Here is a 15,790-nt window from a genome sequence, read left to right on the forward strand (position 1 = left end):
AGCTACAAGTCAACAGCGGCCCGCTTGCCGCTTGAAGCTTGTAGCTTGCCGTTGCTGTGCGTCAGCCCAGCACCGAAATATCCGCCACGCCGAGGAACAGCCCGCGCAGACGGGCCAGCAGGGCATAACGGTTGGCGCGTACACGGGCATCCTCGGCGTTGACCAGCACCGCCTCGAAGAAGGCGTCCACCGGCTCGCGCAGGCTGGCCAGCTTGGCCAGGGCTTCGTTGTACTGGCGGGCGGCAGCCAGCGGTTGCACCGCGTGGTCGGCCTGCTGGATGGCGGCGTGCAGGGCGAACTCGCTGGGGTTGTCGAAGTAGTGCGCCTCGACCTGGGCAGCGACGCCACCTTCGGCCTTGCTCAGCAGGTTCGACACGCGCTTGTTGGCCGCAGCCAGGGCTTCGGCCTGCGGCAGCTTGCGGAAAGCCTGCACGGCCTGCACGCGTTGGTCGAAGTCCAGCGGCGAGGTCGGACCCACCGCACGTACGGCCTGGTAGACCGCCACTTCGATGCCTTCGTCCTCATAGCGCGCACGCAGGCGGTCGAAGATGAACTCCAGCACCTGGGCGGGCAAGCCTGCGGCCTTAATCTTGCCGGCGTACTGGGCAACGGCGAAGTCGACCGCGGCGGCCAGATCCAGATCCAGGCCCTTCTCGATCAGGATGCGTAGCACGCCGAGGGCGGCGCGACGCAGGGCGTAGGGATCCTTGGAGCCGGTGGGCAGCATGCCGATGCCGAAGATGCCCACCAGGGTGTCGAGCTTGTCGGCTACGGCCACGGCGGCACCCGTGAGGGTGCTCGGCAGTTCGGCACCGGCACCGCGCGGCATGTACTGCTCGTTCAGGGCCAGGGCGACATCTTCCGGCTCACCGTCGTTGAGCGCGTAGTAGTAACCGGCGATGCCCTGCATCTCGGGGAATTCGCCGACCATCTCGGTGGCCAGGTCGCACTTGCACAGCAGGCCGGCACGGGCGGCGCGCTGGGCGTCGCCACCCACTTCGCGAGCGATGAAACCGGCCAGCGCCGAGACGCGTTGCGCCTTGTCGAATACCGAACCGAGCTGGGCCTGGAACACCACGTTGGCCAGGCGCTGGTTGAAGCCTTCGAGCTTCTGCTTCTTGTCCTGCTTGAAGAAGAACTCGGCGTCGGTCAGACGCGGACGCACCACTTTCTCGTTGCCTGAGACGATCTGTGCCGGATCCTTGGACTCGATATTGGCCACGGTGATGAAGCGCGGCAGCAGCTTGCCGCCCGCGTCCAGCAGGCAGAAGTACTTCTGGTTGTCCTGCATGGTGGTGATCAGCGCTTCTTGCGGCACCTCGAGGAAGCGTTCCTCGAAGGAACAGACCAGCGGCACTGGCCATTCCACCAGGGCGGTGACTTCGTCCAGCAGCGCCGGGGGCACGATGGCCGTGCCCTGCTCGGCGGCGGCCAGTTCGTCGACGCGGCGGCTGATAAGCTCGCGGCGCTCGGCGAAGTCAGCCAGCACGTAGGCGCTGCGCAGGTCTTCGGCGTAGTTGGCCGGGCTGCTGATACGTACGTCACGGTTGGCGTGGAAGCGATGGCCACGGGACACACGGCCGGCCTTCTGGGTGAGGATCTCGCAGTCGACCACGGCATCGCCGAACAGCATCACCAGCCACTGGGTGGGGCGCACGAATTCGTCACGACGGTCGGCCCAGCGCATGCGTTTGGGGATCGGCAGATCGTTCAGCGAGTCGGCCACGATGGTCGGCAGCAGGTTCACCGCCGGCTGGCCGGGAATGTGCTGAGCGAAGCGCAGTTTCGCCCCGCTACGGTCGATCTCGGAGATATCCACGCCACATTTGCGGGCGAAGCCGAGGGCGGCCTGGGTCGGGTTGCCGTCGGCATCGAAGGCGGCCTGGATGGGTGGGCCATCGAGGTTCATGCTGCGGTCGGCCTGCTGCTCCTCGAGTTGTTCCACCAGCACCGCCAGACGGCGCGGCGCGGCATAGGCGCGGGCGCTGGCATAGTTCAGGCCAGCGGCCTTGAGGCCTTTCTCGACCCCTGCGAGGAAGGCATCGCCGAGGGTTTTCAGCGCTTTCGGTGGCAGCTCTTCGGTGCCCAGTTCAACCAGAAAGTCATGCGCACTCATGCTTGTGCCTCCGCGTTGTTGCCTTGCCCTTCGTCTTGCAGCAGACCCGACTCCTTGAGCTTGGTCAGCACTTCGTCACGCAGCTCGGGCGTGGCCATGGGGAAGCCGAGGCGGGCACGCGCCTTCAGGTAGCCGTGGGCCACGTCGCGGGCCAGCGTGCGCACACGCAGGATGTACTGCTGACGCGCGGTCACCGAGATGGCACGGCGGGCGTCGAGCAGGTTGAAGGTATGCGAGGCCTTGAGCACCATTTCGTAGGTCGGCAGCGGCAGGTCGAGGGCGATCAGGCGGTTGGCTTCGCTCTCGTAGAAATCGAACAGCTCGAACAGTTTCTCGACGTTGGCGTGCTCGAAGTTGTAGGTGGACTGCTCCACCTCGTTCTGGTGGAACACGTCGCCGTAGGTCACGGTGCCGAACGGGCCGTCGGTCCAGATCAGGTCGTAGACCGAGTCGACGCCCTGCAGGTACATGGCCAGGCGTTCCAGGCCGTAGGTGATCTCGCCGGTTACCGGGTAGCACTCGATGCCACCGGCCTGCTGGAAGTAGGTGAACTGGGTGACTTCCATGCCGTTGAGCCAGATTTCCCAGCCCAGGCCCCAGGCGCCGAGGGTCGGCGATTCCCAGTTGTCTTCGACGAAGCGCACGTCATGCACTTCCGGGTCGAGGCCGATGGCTTTCAGCGAGCCCAGGTACAGCTCCTGGAAGTTTTCCGGGTTGGGCTTCAGGACCACCTGGAACTGGTAGTAGTGCTGCAGGCGGTTGGGGTTCTCGCCGTAGCGGCCATCGGTCGGGCGACGCGAAGGCTGCACATAGGCGGCATTCCAGGTCTCCGGGCCAACGGCACGCAGGAAGGTGGCGGTGTGGAAGGTGCCGGCGCCCACTTCCATGTCATAGGGTTGCAGCACCACGCAGCCCTGCTCGGCCCAGTAGTTCTGCAGGGCCAGGATCAGATCCTGGAAGGTGCGCACGGCAGGCTTGTTCTGGCTCACGAAAAAATCACCTGTGGAGGCTTGCGAGGGAAAGCCGGGGAGTATATCGAAACTCGACGCAGGCCGCAGGGTACGGCACATCGGCATCATTCGCGGTTGGTGTTGACTGTATTTATATCCAGTTATTTTGTCGCTATAGTCAGCGCTTCGACCCCTGACCGAGGCTTACTGCCATGCCCCGCTGCTTCTGGTGTACCGACGATCCGCTGTACCAGGCCTATCACGACGAGGAATGGGGCGTTCCGCAGCGCGATGCCCAGCACCTGTTCGAGATGCTGCTGCTCGAAGGGGCGCAGGCCGGGCTGTCGTGGATCACCGTGCTGAAGAAGCGCGAGCGCTATCGCCAGGTGCTGCATGGCTTCGAGCCCGAGCGCCTGGCGCGGCTTAGCGATGAAGAGATCGAGGCGCTGATGCAGGATCCGGGCATCATCCGCAATCGCCTCAAGCTCAAGGCCGTGCGACAGAACGCCCAGGCCTGGCTGAAGCTGGAGGATCCGGTGACGCTGCTCTGGTCGTTCGTCGGCGGTGCGCCGAAGATCAACCATTTCAGTGATCGCAGTTTGATGCCGGCGGTGACGCCCGAGGCCGAGGCGATGAGCAAGGCGCTGAAGAAGGCTGGCTTCACCTTCGTCGGGCCGACCATCTGCTATGCCTTCATGCAGGCCACGGGTATGGTGATGGATCACACCACCGACTGCGACCGTTATGCGCAACTGAAGGGCTCATGACCACCATCACCACGCTGGATGAATTGCAGGCACTGTACGGCGAAAGCCATGAGCGCTCGCGGCGCAAGGAGCTGCCGCAACTGATCGAACCCTATCGCGCGCTGATTCAGGCCTCGCCCTTCGTGGTACTGGCTAGCGCCGGCCCGGATGGCCTGGACTGCTCACCGCGCGGCGATGCGCCGGGCTTCGTGCACATCCTCGACGAGCGCACCCTGCTGTTGCCGGATCGCCCCGGCAACAACCGCATCGACAGCCTGCGCAACATCGTGCAGAACCCGCAGGTGGGGCTGCTGTTCCTGATTCCGGGCATCGGCGAGAGTCTGCGGGTCAATGGCCGTGCTGAAATCTCTCTCGATCCCGAACTGCTGGAGCTGGGGCGGGCCCAGGGCAAGCTGCCGCGCAGCGCCTTGCTCATCCACATCGACAGTTGCTACTTCCAGTGTTCCAAGGCGGCGCTGCGTTCCGGCCTGTGGGACGCGGCCCAGCAGGTCGAGCGGGGCAGCCTGCCGAGCGCCGGGGAAATCTTCCGCTGCATCGATGAAAGCTTCGATGTCGAGGCCTACGAACTCGACCGCCAGCAGCGGCTTCGCACCAGCCTTTACTGAGTGCACTGTCCCCCATACAGGCCCTAGGAAAACTACCTGCGTTGGCAATACTGCGTTAAAAACGCCCTCGCGTGCGAGCCCAGTCAAAATGCTCATTTACACTTCGTAAAGTCGAGCGCGACTCCGAGCGTTTTTCGTTCGTTTGATTCGCTAGTGCTCACCCTTCGGGCCAGCCGTTGGCTGTTACTCCCGTTGGTCGTTGCGCCTTGTCTTGCCTGCCTCGCCTACGTTTTCCAAGCGCCTGTTACAATTGACGCTTTTCTGAGCTGTTGGAGTCTGTCGTGGAAAAACTCAAGGGCGCCCTGGTGGTCGGCTTTCTGCGCCTGTTCGCGCTGCTGCCCTGGCGCGCCGTGCAGGCCGTGGGCAATGCCATCGGCTGGTTGATGTGGAAGCTGCCGAACGGCTCGCGCGAGGTGGTGCGCATCAACCTGGCCAAGTGCTTCCCCGAGCTGAGCGAGGCCGAGCGCGAGAAGCTGGTTGGGCAGAGTCTCAAGGACATCGGTAAGACATTGACCGAAAGCGCCTGCGCCTGGATCTGGCCGGCGCACAAATCCCTCGAGCTGGTGCGCGAAGTGGAAGGCCTGGAGGTGCTGCAACAGGCGCTGGCTTCGGGCAAGGGCGTGGTCGGCATCACCAGCCACCTGGGCAACTGGGAAGTGCTCAACCACTTCTACTGCAACCAGTGCAAACCCATCATTTTCTACCGCCCGCCCAAGCTCAAGGCGGTCGACGAGCTGCTGCAGCAGCAGCGCGTGCAGATGGGTAACCGCGTCGCGCCCTCGACCAAGGAAGGCATCCTCAGTGTCATCAAGGAAGTGCGCAAGGGTGGCGCCGTGGGTATTCCGGCCGACCCGGAGCCGAGCCGTTCATCTGGTGTTTTCGTGCCCTTCCTCGGCACCATGGCACTGACCAGCAAGTTCGTGCCCGGCATGCTCGCTGGCGGCAAGGCGCTCGGCGTGTTCCTCCATGCACTGCGCCTGCCGGATGGCAGCGGCTACAAGGTGATACTCGAAGCCGCTCCCGAGGGCATGTACAGCGACAACGTGGAAGAAGGCGTGGCGGCCATGAGCGAGGTGGTATCGCGCTACGTGCGCAACTACCCGAGCCAGTACATGTGGAGCATGAAGCGCTTCAAGAAGCGCCCGGAAGGCGAGGCCAAGTGGTACTGACGTACTGCCCATGCACGCGAAGATGAAGGAAGGCGCCTCGATGGCGCCTTTTTTCCGCCACCTACTGGGCGTTGTCATACGGATGAGCTATTAAAGGCAAGGTTACCGCTCGCCCACTCCTGGAGTCGACATGTCGAATCAGCGTCAGCAGGTACGAACCCCGATGAAGTGCCGAATCAAGATCAGCCATCCAAGCTTTGGTGAGCTGCTGGCGCAGACCCGTGACCTGTCTGACAGTGGCGTCTACGTGAGGCACCCTGACATGAGCGTTCTGAGCGTGGGTACCGAAGTGATCGGCCAGGTCCAGGATCTACCCTTTCCCGCGCCGGTGCTGAAGATGGAAGTGATGCGCGTGGATACCGAAGGTGCGGGGCTGCGCTTTCTCGGCGAAGCCTGACGGGAACATGCTTCACAGGGTGACATCGACTAAATTTCGGATTCATGGAACATTTGGTTACATTTGCACTCTGACCAACACCTCAATCCGAGGCTGCGTCCATTCGAGGCGTTTCGACATGAGTCGAGCGGTACCTGAAGTTCCCCTGGACGGTGTGCAAGCACCCAACCTTCTCCCCCCTTCTTCCCCTAGCTGGCTACAACGCAACCGCCACCTGCTTGGCCTTTGCCTGTCGCTGCTGTTGTTCGGCCTGGCGCTGGTGGCCTGCTGGCACCTGGTGCGTGACGTCAATCCCGATCAGGTGCACGACTCGCTGGCTGCCGTACCGCCGCAGGCGGTGTTCGGCGCTCTGCTGGCGACCGTGCTGGGCTTTCTGGTGATGCTGGCCTATGAGTGGTCGGCCAGCCGTTACGCCAATGTCAGTCTGCCGCCGTCGGTTTTGGCGATGGGCGGTTTCTGCGCCTTTGCCATCGGCAATGCGGTGGGACTGTCGGCGTTGTCCGGCGGTTCGGTGCGTTACCGCCTGTATGGACGCAATGGTCTGGGTGCAGGCGATGTCGCGCGGATGAGCCTGTTCGCCAGTCTGTCGCTGGGTGCCAGCCTGCCGATCCTGGCGGCCTTGGCCGTGCTCTTCGATCCCGAGGATGCCTCGGCGGCGCTGCGTTTGCCGCAACCCGTGCTGGTGGGGCTGGCTTTGGCCGTATTGGCGGCAGCGCTGGCCGCGGTGTTGCTGATCAACCGCAAGCGTTTGCCGGAGCGCCCTGCGCCTGGCTGCTGGCAGGTGGATCTCGGCCGTTTCAGCCTGCGTCTGCCGGGCTTGCGCATGAGTCTGATGCAGTTGCTGATCAGCAGCCTGGATGTGCTGATCGCCGGCAGCGTGCTCTACCTGTTGCTGCCGCAGGCCCCCTCCTTCTCCAGTTTCATTCTGGTGTACATGCTGGCGCTGGCGGCGGGTGTGCTCAGCCATGTGCCGGGTGGGGTCGGGGTGTTCGAGGCCGTGCTGCTGGCAGCGTTCTCGTCGAGCATCGACTCGGCAGGGCTGGTGGCGGCCATGCTGCTCTACCGCCTGCTGTACGTGTTGCTGCCGCTGCTGGTGGCCGGCCTGCTGCTGCTGGCGGCCGAGGCCCGGCGCCTGTGGTTCCCGCGCCAGGTGGTGCGGGTCGCCAGCGGCATGGCGGTGCCGCTACTGGGCTTGCTGGTGTTCTGTGCGGGCGCGGTACTGCTGTTCTCCGGGGTAACGCCTGCCATGGATGAGCATCTGGAGGCCCTGGGCTTTCTCATGCCGCCACAGATGATCGCGGCCTCGCACCTGGCAGCCAGCCTGGTCGGCACGCTATGCCTGCTGTTGGCCCAGGGCCTGCGTCGGCGCCTGTCGGCAGCCTGGGTATTGACCCTGGTGCTGCTTTGCCTGGGCGTGGTGTTGTCGTTGCTCAAGGGTTTCGATTGGCTGGAAGCGCTGGCGCTGGCGTCCGTCGCCGGGTTGCTGGCGCTGTTTCGCCGCGAGTTCTACCGGCGTAGCCGGCTGATGGACGTGCCGGCTTCCGGCCTGGCACTGGCGGCGGCGATCGGGGTGATCGCTGCCTCGGTCTGGCTGTTGCTGTTCGCCTATCAGGATGTCAGCTACAGCCACCAGTTGTGGTGGCAGTTCGAGCTCGATGCCAATGCGCCGCGTGGCCTGCGTGCGGCCTTGGGCAGCACTCTGGTGCTGCTGGCCGTCTGTCTCACTTGGCTGCTGCGTGCCACGCCGCCGAGCATCAGCCTGCCGGACAGCGAAGCGTTGCTGCGCGCTCGCGCCATCGTCCAGGCGTCGCGTCAGCCGGAAGGTGGCCTGGCGCTCAGTGGCGACAAGGCGCTGCTGTTCCATCCCGATGGCGAAGCCTTCCTCATGTATGCCCGCCGTGGGCGTAGCCTGGTGGCTTTGTTCGATCCCATCGGCCCGCCGGCTGCACGGGCCGAACTGATCTGGCAGTTCCGCGACCTGTGCGACCGTCACCATGCGCGCCCGGTGTTCTACCAGGTGCGTGCGGAGAACCTGCCCGGCTATATCGATATCGGCCTGACCGCGCTGAAGCTCGGCGAAGAGGCGCTGGTGGATCTGAAAACCTTCGACCTGGCCAGCAACGGCAAGGAGATGAAGGCCCTGCGCTACACCTGGAACCGTGGCCAGCGCGATGGCCTGAGCCTGGAATTCCATGCCCCTGGCGAGGTGCCGATGGATGAGCTGCAGGCCATCTCCGATGCCTGGCTACAAGGCAAGAACGTGCGCGAGAAAGGCTTCTCCCTGGGGCGTTTCAGCCCCGAGTACCTGGCGCATTTCCGTATCGTGGTGGTGCGCTTCGAGGGCCGCGCGGTGGCCTTCGCCAACCTGCTGGAATGCCAGACCCGCGCCGTGGCCAGCCTCGATCTGATGCGTGTGCTGCCGGATGCGCCGAAGTCGACCATGGAATTTCTCATGCTGGGCCTGATCCAGCAGTTCCAGAGCGAGGGCTACGCGCGCTTCAGCCTGGGCATGGTACCGTTGGCCGGCCTGCAGACACGCAAAGGCGCGCCGCTACCCTTGCGTCTGGGTGCGCTGGTGTTCGACCGTGGTGAAAACTTCTATAACTTCCAAGGCCTGCGCCGCTTCAAGGACAAGTTCCTGCCGCACTGGGAACCGCGTTACCTGGCCGTACCGGCCGGGCTCGATCCCTGGGTGGCGTTGGCCGATACCGCGACCTTGATCGCGGGTGGCCTGGGTGGACTGGTGAGGCGTTGACATGAGCAAGACGACAAGGACGCTGGGCGGCCTGTTGCTGATCGCGGCACTGGCTGCTGGGGCATTCATCTGGTGGTGGTCAATGCATGCCGTGCCGCACCTGCAGACGGTACAGGTGCAAGGCACGCCCGCCCAGTTGGTGAGCCAGGGCTCGGCCCAGCAGCGTGTGCTGCTGATCGCGCCGGCTGATCAGACACTGGATGACGCGACGCTGCGTCGTCTCGCTGAGGTAGGCGATCTGCGCTTGCTGCAACTGCCTTTCTCGGGCGGCGATTGCGCCGCTCAGCAACGCCTGATCGAGCAGGCGAGCGAGACGCTCGGCGGCACGCCGACCCTGGTGGCCGGCATCGGCCCGGCAGCGGCCACGGCCTGGCGCTGGCTGGCCGAACAAAGCGACGACCGAGTTCAGGCGCTGTCGGTGGGCTTCGATCTGGCAAAGCCCGATTGCGCCGAGCCGCTGCCACAAAAGGCGGCGCACGGCCACTGGGTGGCCCTGTGGAATGACAATCCGGGTGACGACAACGCCCGCTTCCTGCGCGAGCAGGCCAATGGCGAGCCGCGTATCGGCAGCCTGGGCGCGCCCTTGCCGGCCCTGCTGGCCGATCAGTTGCAGCACATGCTGGCCGGTCAGGGCGCCGCGATGCCGGTGATCGAACACCCTTCCGCTCAGCCGGCCGATACCCTCACCCTGTTCTATTCCGGTGATGGCGGCTGGCGTGACCTCGACCGCGCCTCGGCCGAGCACATGGCCGCTGCTGGTTACCCGGTGGTGGGCATCGACACCCTGCGTTACTACTGGCAGCACAAGAGTCCGGAACAGAGCGCTGCCGACCTGTCGCGGCTGATGCAGCAGTATCGCGAAAAATGGCATATCAAGCGCTTCGTCCTGGCCGGTTATTCCTTCGGCGCCGACGTGCTGCCGGCCATCTACAACCGCCTGCCGGCCAGCGACCAACAGCAGGTGGACGCCATCCTGTTGCTAGCCTTCGCCCGCAGCGGCAGCTTCGAGATCGCCGTCAGTGGCTGGCTCGGCAAGGATGGCGCGGAAGCCCCGACCGGCCCGGAAATGCAGCGCCTGCCGCCGGCCAAGGTGCTGTGCATCTACGGCAGCGAAGAGGCGCCAGACAGCGGTTGCACGGCACCGGGCGCCGTGGGCGAGCGCCTGGAAATCACCGGCGGTCACCACTTCGATGAAGACTACGCCGCGCTGGCGCAGAAGATGCTGGCGGCGATCAAGGCGCGCCAGCAGCCCTGAATGACGCTACGGACGGGCACCTGCGCAGGTAACCGTTCGTCGGTCAGCCATGGTCGAAAATGAACCCTGAGCAGTCATCGACAGTCCGTCCTCCTGATGGATTGGATGCCTTTTTCGATGCAACGCCATGATTTGGAAGGGAATCCGAACATAGGCCGCTGACCAGGGTTACTGGGTTTGAACAAGATTGTCATGTCACTTTGTCTTGGAGGCGCTCTTCTGTTCGGGATTTGTGCCGAAGCCTCCGCCACCTTTCGTATTCAGGTCATTCCTGCCACCGTCGCCAGCAAGCACGTCGAACCGACGCCGACCCGTGAGGTGATCGACCGCGCTCTTGGCGCTCTGGGCAAACCCTACCGTTGGGGCGGCGCCAGCCCCAAGCAGGGCTTCGATTGCAGCGGGTTGGTGCAATATGCCTTCCAGCCGCTGGAGGATCTCGATCTGCCACGTACCTCGCATGCGTTGTCGCGCGTGGATGCGCCCTCGGTCGAGCGCCACGATCTGCAACCGGGCGACCTGCTGTTCTTCCGCATCCGTAGCCGTTCGGTCGATCACGTCGCCATCTACCTGGGCCAAGGGCGCTTCATTCACGCGCCGCGTCGTGGCGCCAACGTGCGTATCGATCGCCTCAACACGCCGTACTGGAAGCGCCATTTCCAACTGGCCAAACGCGTGGTTCCGGAAGCCTGAGTTGCCGATGAGTGGCAGCCAGGCCGTCGCCAAGAACCTATCTCCAGGGTCAAGATCACGCTAGAATGCGCGCCGCTCGTGGCCATGTCGGCTGCGGCAGTGGGTTCCCTCACCCCACTCTACGAAAAAGGACATCGACATGACCCTGATTCCCGCGTCGGTCAGTCGGCCCGTGCTGGCCGGCCTGATCGCCTTCCATATCCTCATCATCATCGCCAGCAACTACCTGGTGCAGCTACCGATCACCCTGTTCGGTTGGCACACCACCTGGGGCGCGTTCAGCTTCCCGTTCATCTTCCTGGCCACCGACCTCACCGTGCGCCTGATCGGCAAGCATGCCGCGCGCGTGGTGATCGCCCGCGTCATGTTGCCGGCGCTGGTGGCTTCCTACGTGGTGTCGGTGCTGTTCCATGAGGGCATCTTCGGTGGCCTGGCGGCGCTGGGCGAGTTCAACCTGTTCGTCTTCCGCATTGCCGTGGCCAGCTTCCTCGCCTACGCCTTCGGCCAGTTGCTGGACATCCAGGTGTTCGATCGCCTGCGCAAGATGCGCCAGTGGTGGATTGCACCGACCGCCTCGACCATCTTCGGCAACCTGCTGGATACCTTCCTGTTCTTCTCGGTGGCCTTCTGGCACAGCGACGATCCGTTCATGGCGGCCAACTGGGTGGAGATCGCCACGGTGGATTACGTGATCAAGCTGGCCATCAGCCTGATGCTGTTCGTGCCGCTGTACGGCATGCTGCTCAGCGCCATCGTGCGGGCTTTGCCACAGCGCACCGCTACCGCCTGAGTCGCATCGTAAACGCCGTAGCCCGGCTGCAATCGGGGAACAGACTGCAGAAATTTTCCCGGATTGCATCCGGGCTACGCAGCTACGAGGCAGCACCGAGCTTGTGGGAGGGGCTTTAGCCGCGATTGCTCGCCGGCTTGTCCAGTTTGCGCAGGAACACGTTCATTTCCTTCTCGGCCTGCTTGTCGCCCTTGGCCTGTGCCGCAGCAATGCCCTGCTGCCAGGCCTGGCGTGCGCCATCCTGGTCGCCTTCGGCCTGCAATGCCTTGCCCAGCAGCTTCCAGGCGGCAGAGTAGCTTGGATCGAACTCGACGCAGCGCTGCAGATGCTCGGCAGCCTGCGCGGCGTCGCCGGCATCCAGATGGCCCTTGCCCAGGCCGAAACGTAGCAGGGCATTGTCCATGCCCTTGGCCAGCATCTTTTGCAGTGCTTCGGTGCTCATGGGTGGGCCTCCTTCGTCGGCCAGCTACAAGCGGCAAGCCTCAAGCTGCAAGAACGCTCACTTGCGGCTCGAAGCTTGTGGCTTGCCGCTCAAAAGAACGTTAACCCCGCCTGGAACAGACGCTCGACGTCGCGGATGTACTTCTTGTCCACCAGGAACAGGATCACGTGGTCGCCGGACTCGATCAGCGTGTCGTCGTGGGCGATCAGTACTTCCTCGTCGCGGATGATGGCGCCGATGGTGGTGCCCGGCGGCAGGGCGATAGCGCCGATCATGCGGCCGATCACCTTGCTCGACTTGGCATCGCCATGGGCGATCACCTCCAATGCCTCCGCCGCGCCACGGCGCAGGCTGTGCACGCTTTCGATATCGCCACGGCGCACGTGAGTGAGCAGGGTGCCGATGGTGGCGAGCTGCGGGCTGATGGCGATGTCGATCTCGCCGCCCTGCACCAGATCCACGTAGGCCGGGTTGTTGATGATGGTCATGACCTTGCGTGCGCCCAGACGCTTGGCCAGCAAGGACGACATGATGTTGGCCTCGTCGTCGTTGGTCAGGGCCAGGAAGATGTCGGCGTCGCTGATGTTCTCTTCCACCAGCAGATCCTTGTCCGAGGCGCTGCCTTGCAACACGATGGTGCTTTCCAGGTTCTCCGAAAGGTAGCGGCAACGGGCCGGGTTCATCTCGATGATCTTCACCTGATAGCGGCTTTCGATGGCTTCGGCCAGGCGCTCGCCGATATGCCCGCCGCCAGCGATCACCACCTTCTTGTAGCTGTCCTCGAGGCGGCGCATCTCGCTCATCACCGCGCGGATGTGTGCCTTGGCGGCGATGAAGAACACCTCGTCATCGGCTTCGATGACGGTATCGCCCTGCGGCATGATCGGCCGGTTGCGGCGGAAGATGGCGGCCACGCGGGTGTCCACGGTGGGCATGTGGGCGCGAAGCTGGCGCAGTTGCTGGCCCACCAGCGGGCCGCCGTAGTAGGCCTTGACCGCCACCAACTGGGCCTTGCCTTCGGCGAAGTCGATCACCTGCAGGGCGCCGGGATACTCGATCAGGCGCTTGATGTAGTTGGTCACCACCTGCTCGGGGCTGATCAACACGTCGACCGGGATCGCCTCGTTGTCGAACAGCGCCTCGCGGGTCAGATAAGCCGATTCGCGCACCCGGGCGATGCGTGTCGGGGTGTGGAACAGGGTATAGGCCACCTGGCAGGCGATCATGTTGACTTCATCGCTGTTGGTCACCGCCACCAGCATGTCGGCGTCGTCGGCACCGGCCTGGCGCAGCACGGTGGGGAAGGAACCCTTGCCCTGCACGGTGCGGATGTCCAGGCGGTCGCCGAGGTCGCGCAGGCGGTCGCCATCGGTGTCGACCACGGTGATGTCGTTGGCTTCGCTGGCCAGGTGTTCGGCCAGGGTGCCGCCTACCTGGCCGGCGCCGAGAATGATGATTTTCACTGATCGCTCCGTTAGCCGTGGGTCGTCACGGCAGTCTTCAACAGCTTGGCATAGTAGAAGCCGTCGTGGCCGTCCACCTGCGGCAACAACTGGCGGCCGTGGCCTGGCTGCAGGCCGAATTCGCCGGTGATTGCCACTTCTTGTGCATCCGCGGTGCGAGCGAGAAAGGCGGCGATGGTCTCGCTGTTTTCCGTCGGCAGCACCGAGCAGGTGGCGTAGAGCAGGATGCCGCCGGGCGCCAGGGTTGGCCACAGGGCATCGAGCAGTTCGCCCTGCAGTTGCGCCAGGGCGGGAATGTCCTCGGGCTGACGGGTCAGCTTGATGTCCGGGTGGCGACGGATCACGCCGGTGGCCGAGCAGGGCGCATCGAGCAGGATGCGCTGGAATGGCTGGCCATCCCACCAGGCAGCGGTGTCGCGACCATCGGCGGCGATCAGGGTGGCTTCGAGGCGCAGGCGCTTGAGGTTCTCGCGCACACGCACCAGACGCTTGGCTTCCAGATCCACGGCAACCACCTCGCTTAAGCCCGGCTCGACCTCCAGCAGGTGGCAGGTCTTGCCGCCCGGTGCGGCGCAGGCGTCCAGCACGCGTTGGCCGGGTGCCAGTTCGAGCAGTTCTGCGGCCAGTTGCGCGGCTTCGTCCTGCACGCTGACGCGGCCTTCCTTGAAGCCCGGCAAAGTGGTCACGTCGCAAGGCTGCAGCAGGCGCACGCCATCGCAGCTAAAGGTGCAAGGCTCGGCAGCGATGCCGGCGTTGTGCAGCTCTGCGAGATAGGCGTCACGGCTGCCATGGCGACGATTGACTCGCAGGATCAGCGGCGGATGGGCGTTGTTGGCGGCACAGATGACCTGCCAGTGCTCGTGCCAGTGCGCCTTGAGCGCCTTCTGCAGCCAGCGTGGATGCGCGGTGTGCAGCACCGGGTCGCGATCCAATTCGGTGAACAGGGCTTCGTGCTCGCGCTGGGCGCGGCGCAGTACGGCGTTGAGCAGGCCCTTGGCCCATGGCTTCTTCAGCGCGCCGGCGCAGCCGACCGTTTCGCCGATGGCGGCGTGCTCGGGGATACGGCTGTGCAGCAACTGGTAGAGGCCGATCAGCAGCAGCGCTTCCACGTCCTTGTCGGCGGCCTTGAAGGGTTTTTCCAGCAGCTTCTCGGCCAGCAGTTGCAGGCGTGGCTGCCAGCGCGCAGCGCCAAAGGCCAGATCCTGCGCCAGGGCGCGGTCATGGTGTTCGACCTTATCCAGTTGCGGCGGCAGGCTGCTACCCAGCGAGGCCTTGCCGGAGAGCACGGCGCTCAGAGCGCGGGCGGCGGCCAGGCGCGGGTTCATTGGCCGAGCACCAGGCCAGGCGCGAACTGCTCGCGGCGGCTGTTGTACAGATCGGCGAAGGCCAGCGGCTTGCCGCCAGGCAGTTGCAGGCGGGTCAGGCGCAGTGCGCCTTCGCCGCAGGCCACGGTCAGGCCGTTCTTGTCGGCGGCGAGGATGGTGCCCGGCGCGCCCTTGCCTTCGCCGATCTCGGCGGCATGCACTTTCAGGGCATCGCCACCCAGCGTGGTGTGGCAGATTGGCCAGGGGTGGAAGGCGCGGATCAGGCGCTCCAGCTCGAAGGCTGGACGCTCGAAGTCGAGGCGCGCTTCGTCCTTGCTGAGCTTGTGTGCGTAATTGGCCTGGGAATCGTCCTGCACTTCGCCCTTCAGCGTACCGCGGGACAGGCCATCGATGGCGGCAAGCACCGCCTGCGGGCCGAGCTGGGCCAGACGATCATGCAGGCTGCCACCCGTGTCGCTGGCGCTGATCGGTGTGCTGACCTTGAGCAGCATCGGCCCGGTGTCCAGGCCGGCTTCCATCTGCATCACGGTCACGCCGCTTTCACTGTCACCGGCCTGCACCGCGCGCTGGATCGGCGCCGCGCCGCGCCAGCGCGGCAGCAGCGATGCGTGGCTGTTGATGCAGCCCAGGCGCGGGGTGTCGAGCACCGCTTGCGGCAGGATCAGGCCGTAGGCCACTACCACCATCAGGTCTGGCTCGAGCGCGGCCAGTTCGGCCTGCGCCTCTGCATTGCGCAGGCTGGCTGGTTGGTAGACCGGGATGCCGTGCTCGACGGCTAGCTGTTTGACCGGGCTGGGCATCAGCTTCTGGCCACGGCCGGCCGGGCGATCCGGCTGGGTGTAGACGGCAATGATTTGGTGCTGGCTGGCCAGCAGGGCCTTGAGGTGTTCGGCGGCGAATTCCGGGGTGCCGGCAAAGACGATACGCATGGGGGCAGTCACCAAAGAAAAAGGCTTGCCTGGCAGGTCACTTGGAAACTACTGCGCTCGGTTATGCTGCGTTGAAAACAGGCTCGGACTGCTCATTTACAGCTCGTAAACTCCGCGCCCTCGCCTGTTTTCGCCTT

The 15,790-nt window shown here is 64.6% G+C and carries 14 protein-coding genes; 8 read left to right on the forward strand and 6 right to left on the reverse strand.

Translation table 11 applies throughout. From position 1 onward, the window contains the following. Nucleotides 1–61: 61 nt before the first annotated feature. Entirely contained in the window at nt 62–2,116 is a 2,055-nt protein-coding gene (glyS, locus tag OU800_RS00065) for a glycine--tRNA ligase subunit beta (RefSeq protein WP_268180155.1), read from the reverse strand. Then, nucleotides 2,113–3,105, reverse strand: coding sequence for a glycine--tRNA ligase subunit alpha (gene glyQ, locus OU800_RS00070; protein WP_268180156.1), 993 nt, complete (start codon nt 3,103–3,105; stop codon nt 2,113–2,115). The genes glyS and glyQ overlap by 4 nt, the downstream gene beginning before the upstream one ends. 173 nt (nt 3,106–3,278) lie before the next feature. On the opposite strand from glyQ, the gene OU800_RS00075 reads away from it, so the two are divergent. The 8 genes from OU800_RS00075 to OU800_RS00110 all read left to right on the forward strand — a co-directional run bounded on the left by OU800_RS00075 (nt 3,279) and on the right by OU800_RS00110 (nt 11,494). Beyond that, entirely contained in the window at nt 3,279–3,833 is a 555-nt protein-coding gene (locus OU800_RS00075) for a DNA-3-methyladenine glycosylase I (protein WP_268180157.1), read from the forward strand. Further along, a complete protein-coding gene (locus OU800_RS00080; RefSeq protein ID WP_268180158.1) occupies nt 3,830–4,438 on the forward strand; it encodes a pyridoxamine 5'-phosphate oxidase family protein in 609 nt (202 codons plus the stop codon). The genes OU800_RS00075 and OU800_RS00080 overlap by 4 nt, the downstream gene beginning before the upstream one ends. Before the next feature lie 281 nt (nt 4,439–4,719). Continuing rightward, the gene (locus tag OU800_RS00085; RefSeq protein ID WP_268180159.1) at nt 4,720–5,607 is read left to right on the forward strand and encodes a lysophospholipid acyltransferase; all 888 of its coding nucleotides are present in this window, start codon (nt 4,720–4,722) and stop codon (nt 5,605–5,607) included. 130 nt (nt 5,608–5,737) lie between these two features. Continuing rightward, on the forward strand, nt 5,738–6,004 hold the full coding sequence (locus tag OU800_RS00090) for a PilZ domain-containing protein (protein WP_268180160.1): 267 nt from the start codon (nt 5,738–5,740) through the stop codon (nt 6,002–6,004). A gap of 118 nt (nt 6,005–6,122) precedes the next feature. Continuing rightward, complete coding sequence (mprF, locus tag OU800_RS00095) at nt 6,123–8,759, forward strand: bifunctional lysylphosphatidylglycerol flippase/synthetase MprF (RefSeq protein WP_268180161.1); 2,637 nt, start codon at nt 6,123–6,125, stop codon at nt 8,757–8,759. 1 nt (nt 8,760) lies between these two features. Further along, nucleotides 8,761–10,014 carry a virulence factor family protein gene (locus tag OU800_RS00100; protein ID WP_442964730.1) on the forward strand — a complete coding sequence of 418 codons (1,254 nt, stop codon included), beginning with the start codon at nt 8,761–8,763 and terminating at the stop codon, nt 10,012–10,014. A gap of 192 nt (nt 10,015–10,206) precedes the next feature. Continuing rightward, nucleotides 10,207–10,704, forward strand: coding sequence for a C40 family peptidase (locus tag OU800_RS00105; protein ID WP_268180163.1), 498 nt, complete (start codon nt 10,207–10,209; stop codon nt 10,702–10,704). 139 nt (nt 10,705–10,843) lie between these two features. Beyond that, complete coding sequence (locus OU800_RS00110; protein WP_268180165.1) at nt 10,844–11,494, forward strand: 7-cyano-7-deazaguanine/7-aminomethyl-7-deazaguanine transporter; 651 nt, start codon at nt 10,844–10,846, stop codon at nt 11,492–11,494. Between the two features lie 115 nt (nt 11,495–11,609). Here OU800_RS00110 and OU800_RS00115 read toward each other — a convergent pair whose 3' ends face one another. The 4 genes from OU800_RS00115 to fmt all read right to left on the reverse strand — a co-directional run bounded on the left by OU800_RS00115 (nt 11,610) and on the right by fmt (nt 15,653). After that, nucleotides 11,610–11,936: a tetratricopeptide repeat protein gene (locus tag OU800_RS00115; RefSeq protein ID WP_268180167.1), complete on the reverse strand. Its 327-nt coding sequence runs from the start codon at nt 11,934–11,936 to the stop codon at nt 11,610–11,612. Between the two features lie 89 nt (nt 11,937–12,025). After that, entirely contained in the window at nt 12,026–13,399 is a 1,374-nt protein-coding gene (gene trkA / locus OU800_RS00120) for a Trk system potassium transporter TrkA (RefSeq protein WP_268180168.1), read from the reverse strand. An 11-nt stretch (nt 13,400–13,410) separates the two neighbouring features. Further along, nucleotides 13,411–14,724, reverse strand: a complete 1,314-nt coding sequence (rsmB, locus tag OU800_RS00125) for a 16S rRNA (cytosine(967)-C(5))-methyltransferase RsmB (RefSeq protein WP_268180170.1) — start codon at nt 14,722–14,724, stop codon at nt 13,411–13,413. Continuing rightward, a complete protein-coding gene (gene fmt, locus OU800_RS00130; protein WP_442964731.1) occupies nt 14,721–15,653 on the reverse strand; it encodes a methionyl-tRNA formyltransferase in 933 nt (310 codons plus the stop codon). Before fmt ends, rsmB begins: the two co-directional genes overlap by 4 nt. Between the last annotated feature and the right edge of the window lie 137 nt (nt 15,654–15,790).

The organism is Pseudomonas sp. GOM7, assembly GCF_026723825.1.
In the GTDB taxonomy this organism is placed as follows: Bacteria; Pseudomonadota; Gammaproteobacteria; order Pseudomonadales; family Pseudomonadaceae; genus Aquipseudomonas.

What these genes read in the sequence shown, in the direction of transcription:
- glyS (WP_268180155.1), bottom strand. Translation starts at nt 2,116, where the DNA reads ATGAGTGCGCATGACTTTCTGGTTGAACTGGGCACCGAAGAGCTGCCA.
- OU800_RS00075 (WP_268180157.1), top strand. Translation starts at nt 3,279, where the DNA reads ATGCCCCGCTGCTTCTGGTGTACCGACGATCCGCTGTACCAGGCCTAT.
- OU800_RS00080 (WP_268180158.1), top strand. Translation starts at nt 3,830, where the DNA reads ATGACCACCATCACCACGCTGGATGAATTGCAGGCACTGTACGGCGAA.
- OU800_RS00090 (WP_268180160.1), top strand. Translation starts at nt 5,738, where the DNA reads ATGTCGAATCAGCGTCAGCAGGTACGAACCCCGATGAAGTGCCGAATC.
- mprF (WP_268180161.1), top strand. Translation starts at nt 6,123, where the DNA reads ATGAGTCGAGCGGTACCTGAAGTTCCCCTGGACGGTGTGCAAGCACCC.
- OU800_RS00100 (WP_442964730.1), top strand. Translation starts at nt 8,761, where the DNA reads ATGAGCAAGACGACAAGGACGCTGGGCGGCCTGTTGCTGATCGCGGCA.
- OU800_RS00105 (WP_268180163.1), top strand. Translation starts at nt 10,207, where the DNA reads ATGTCACTTTGTCTTGGAGGCGCTCTTCTGTTCGGGATTTGTGCCGAA.
- OU800_RS00110 (WP_268180165.1), top strand. Translation starts at nt 10,844, where the DNA reads ATGACCCTGATTCCCGCGTCGGTCAGTCGGCCCGTGCTGGCCGGCCTG.
- OU800_RS00115 (WP_268180167.1), bottom strand. Translation starts at nt 11,936, where the DNA reads ATGAGCACCGAAGCACTGCAAAAGATGCTGGCCAAGGGCATGGACAAT.
- rsmB (WP_268180170.1), bottom strand. Translation starts at nt 14,724, where the DNA reads ATGAACCCGCGCCTGGCCGCCGCCCGCGCTCTGAGCGCCGTGCTCTCC.
- fmt (WP_442964731.1), bottom strand. Translation starts at nt 15,653, where the DNA reads ATGCGTATCGTCTTTGCCGGCACCCCGGAATTCGCCGCCGAACACCTC.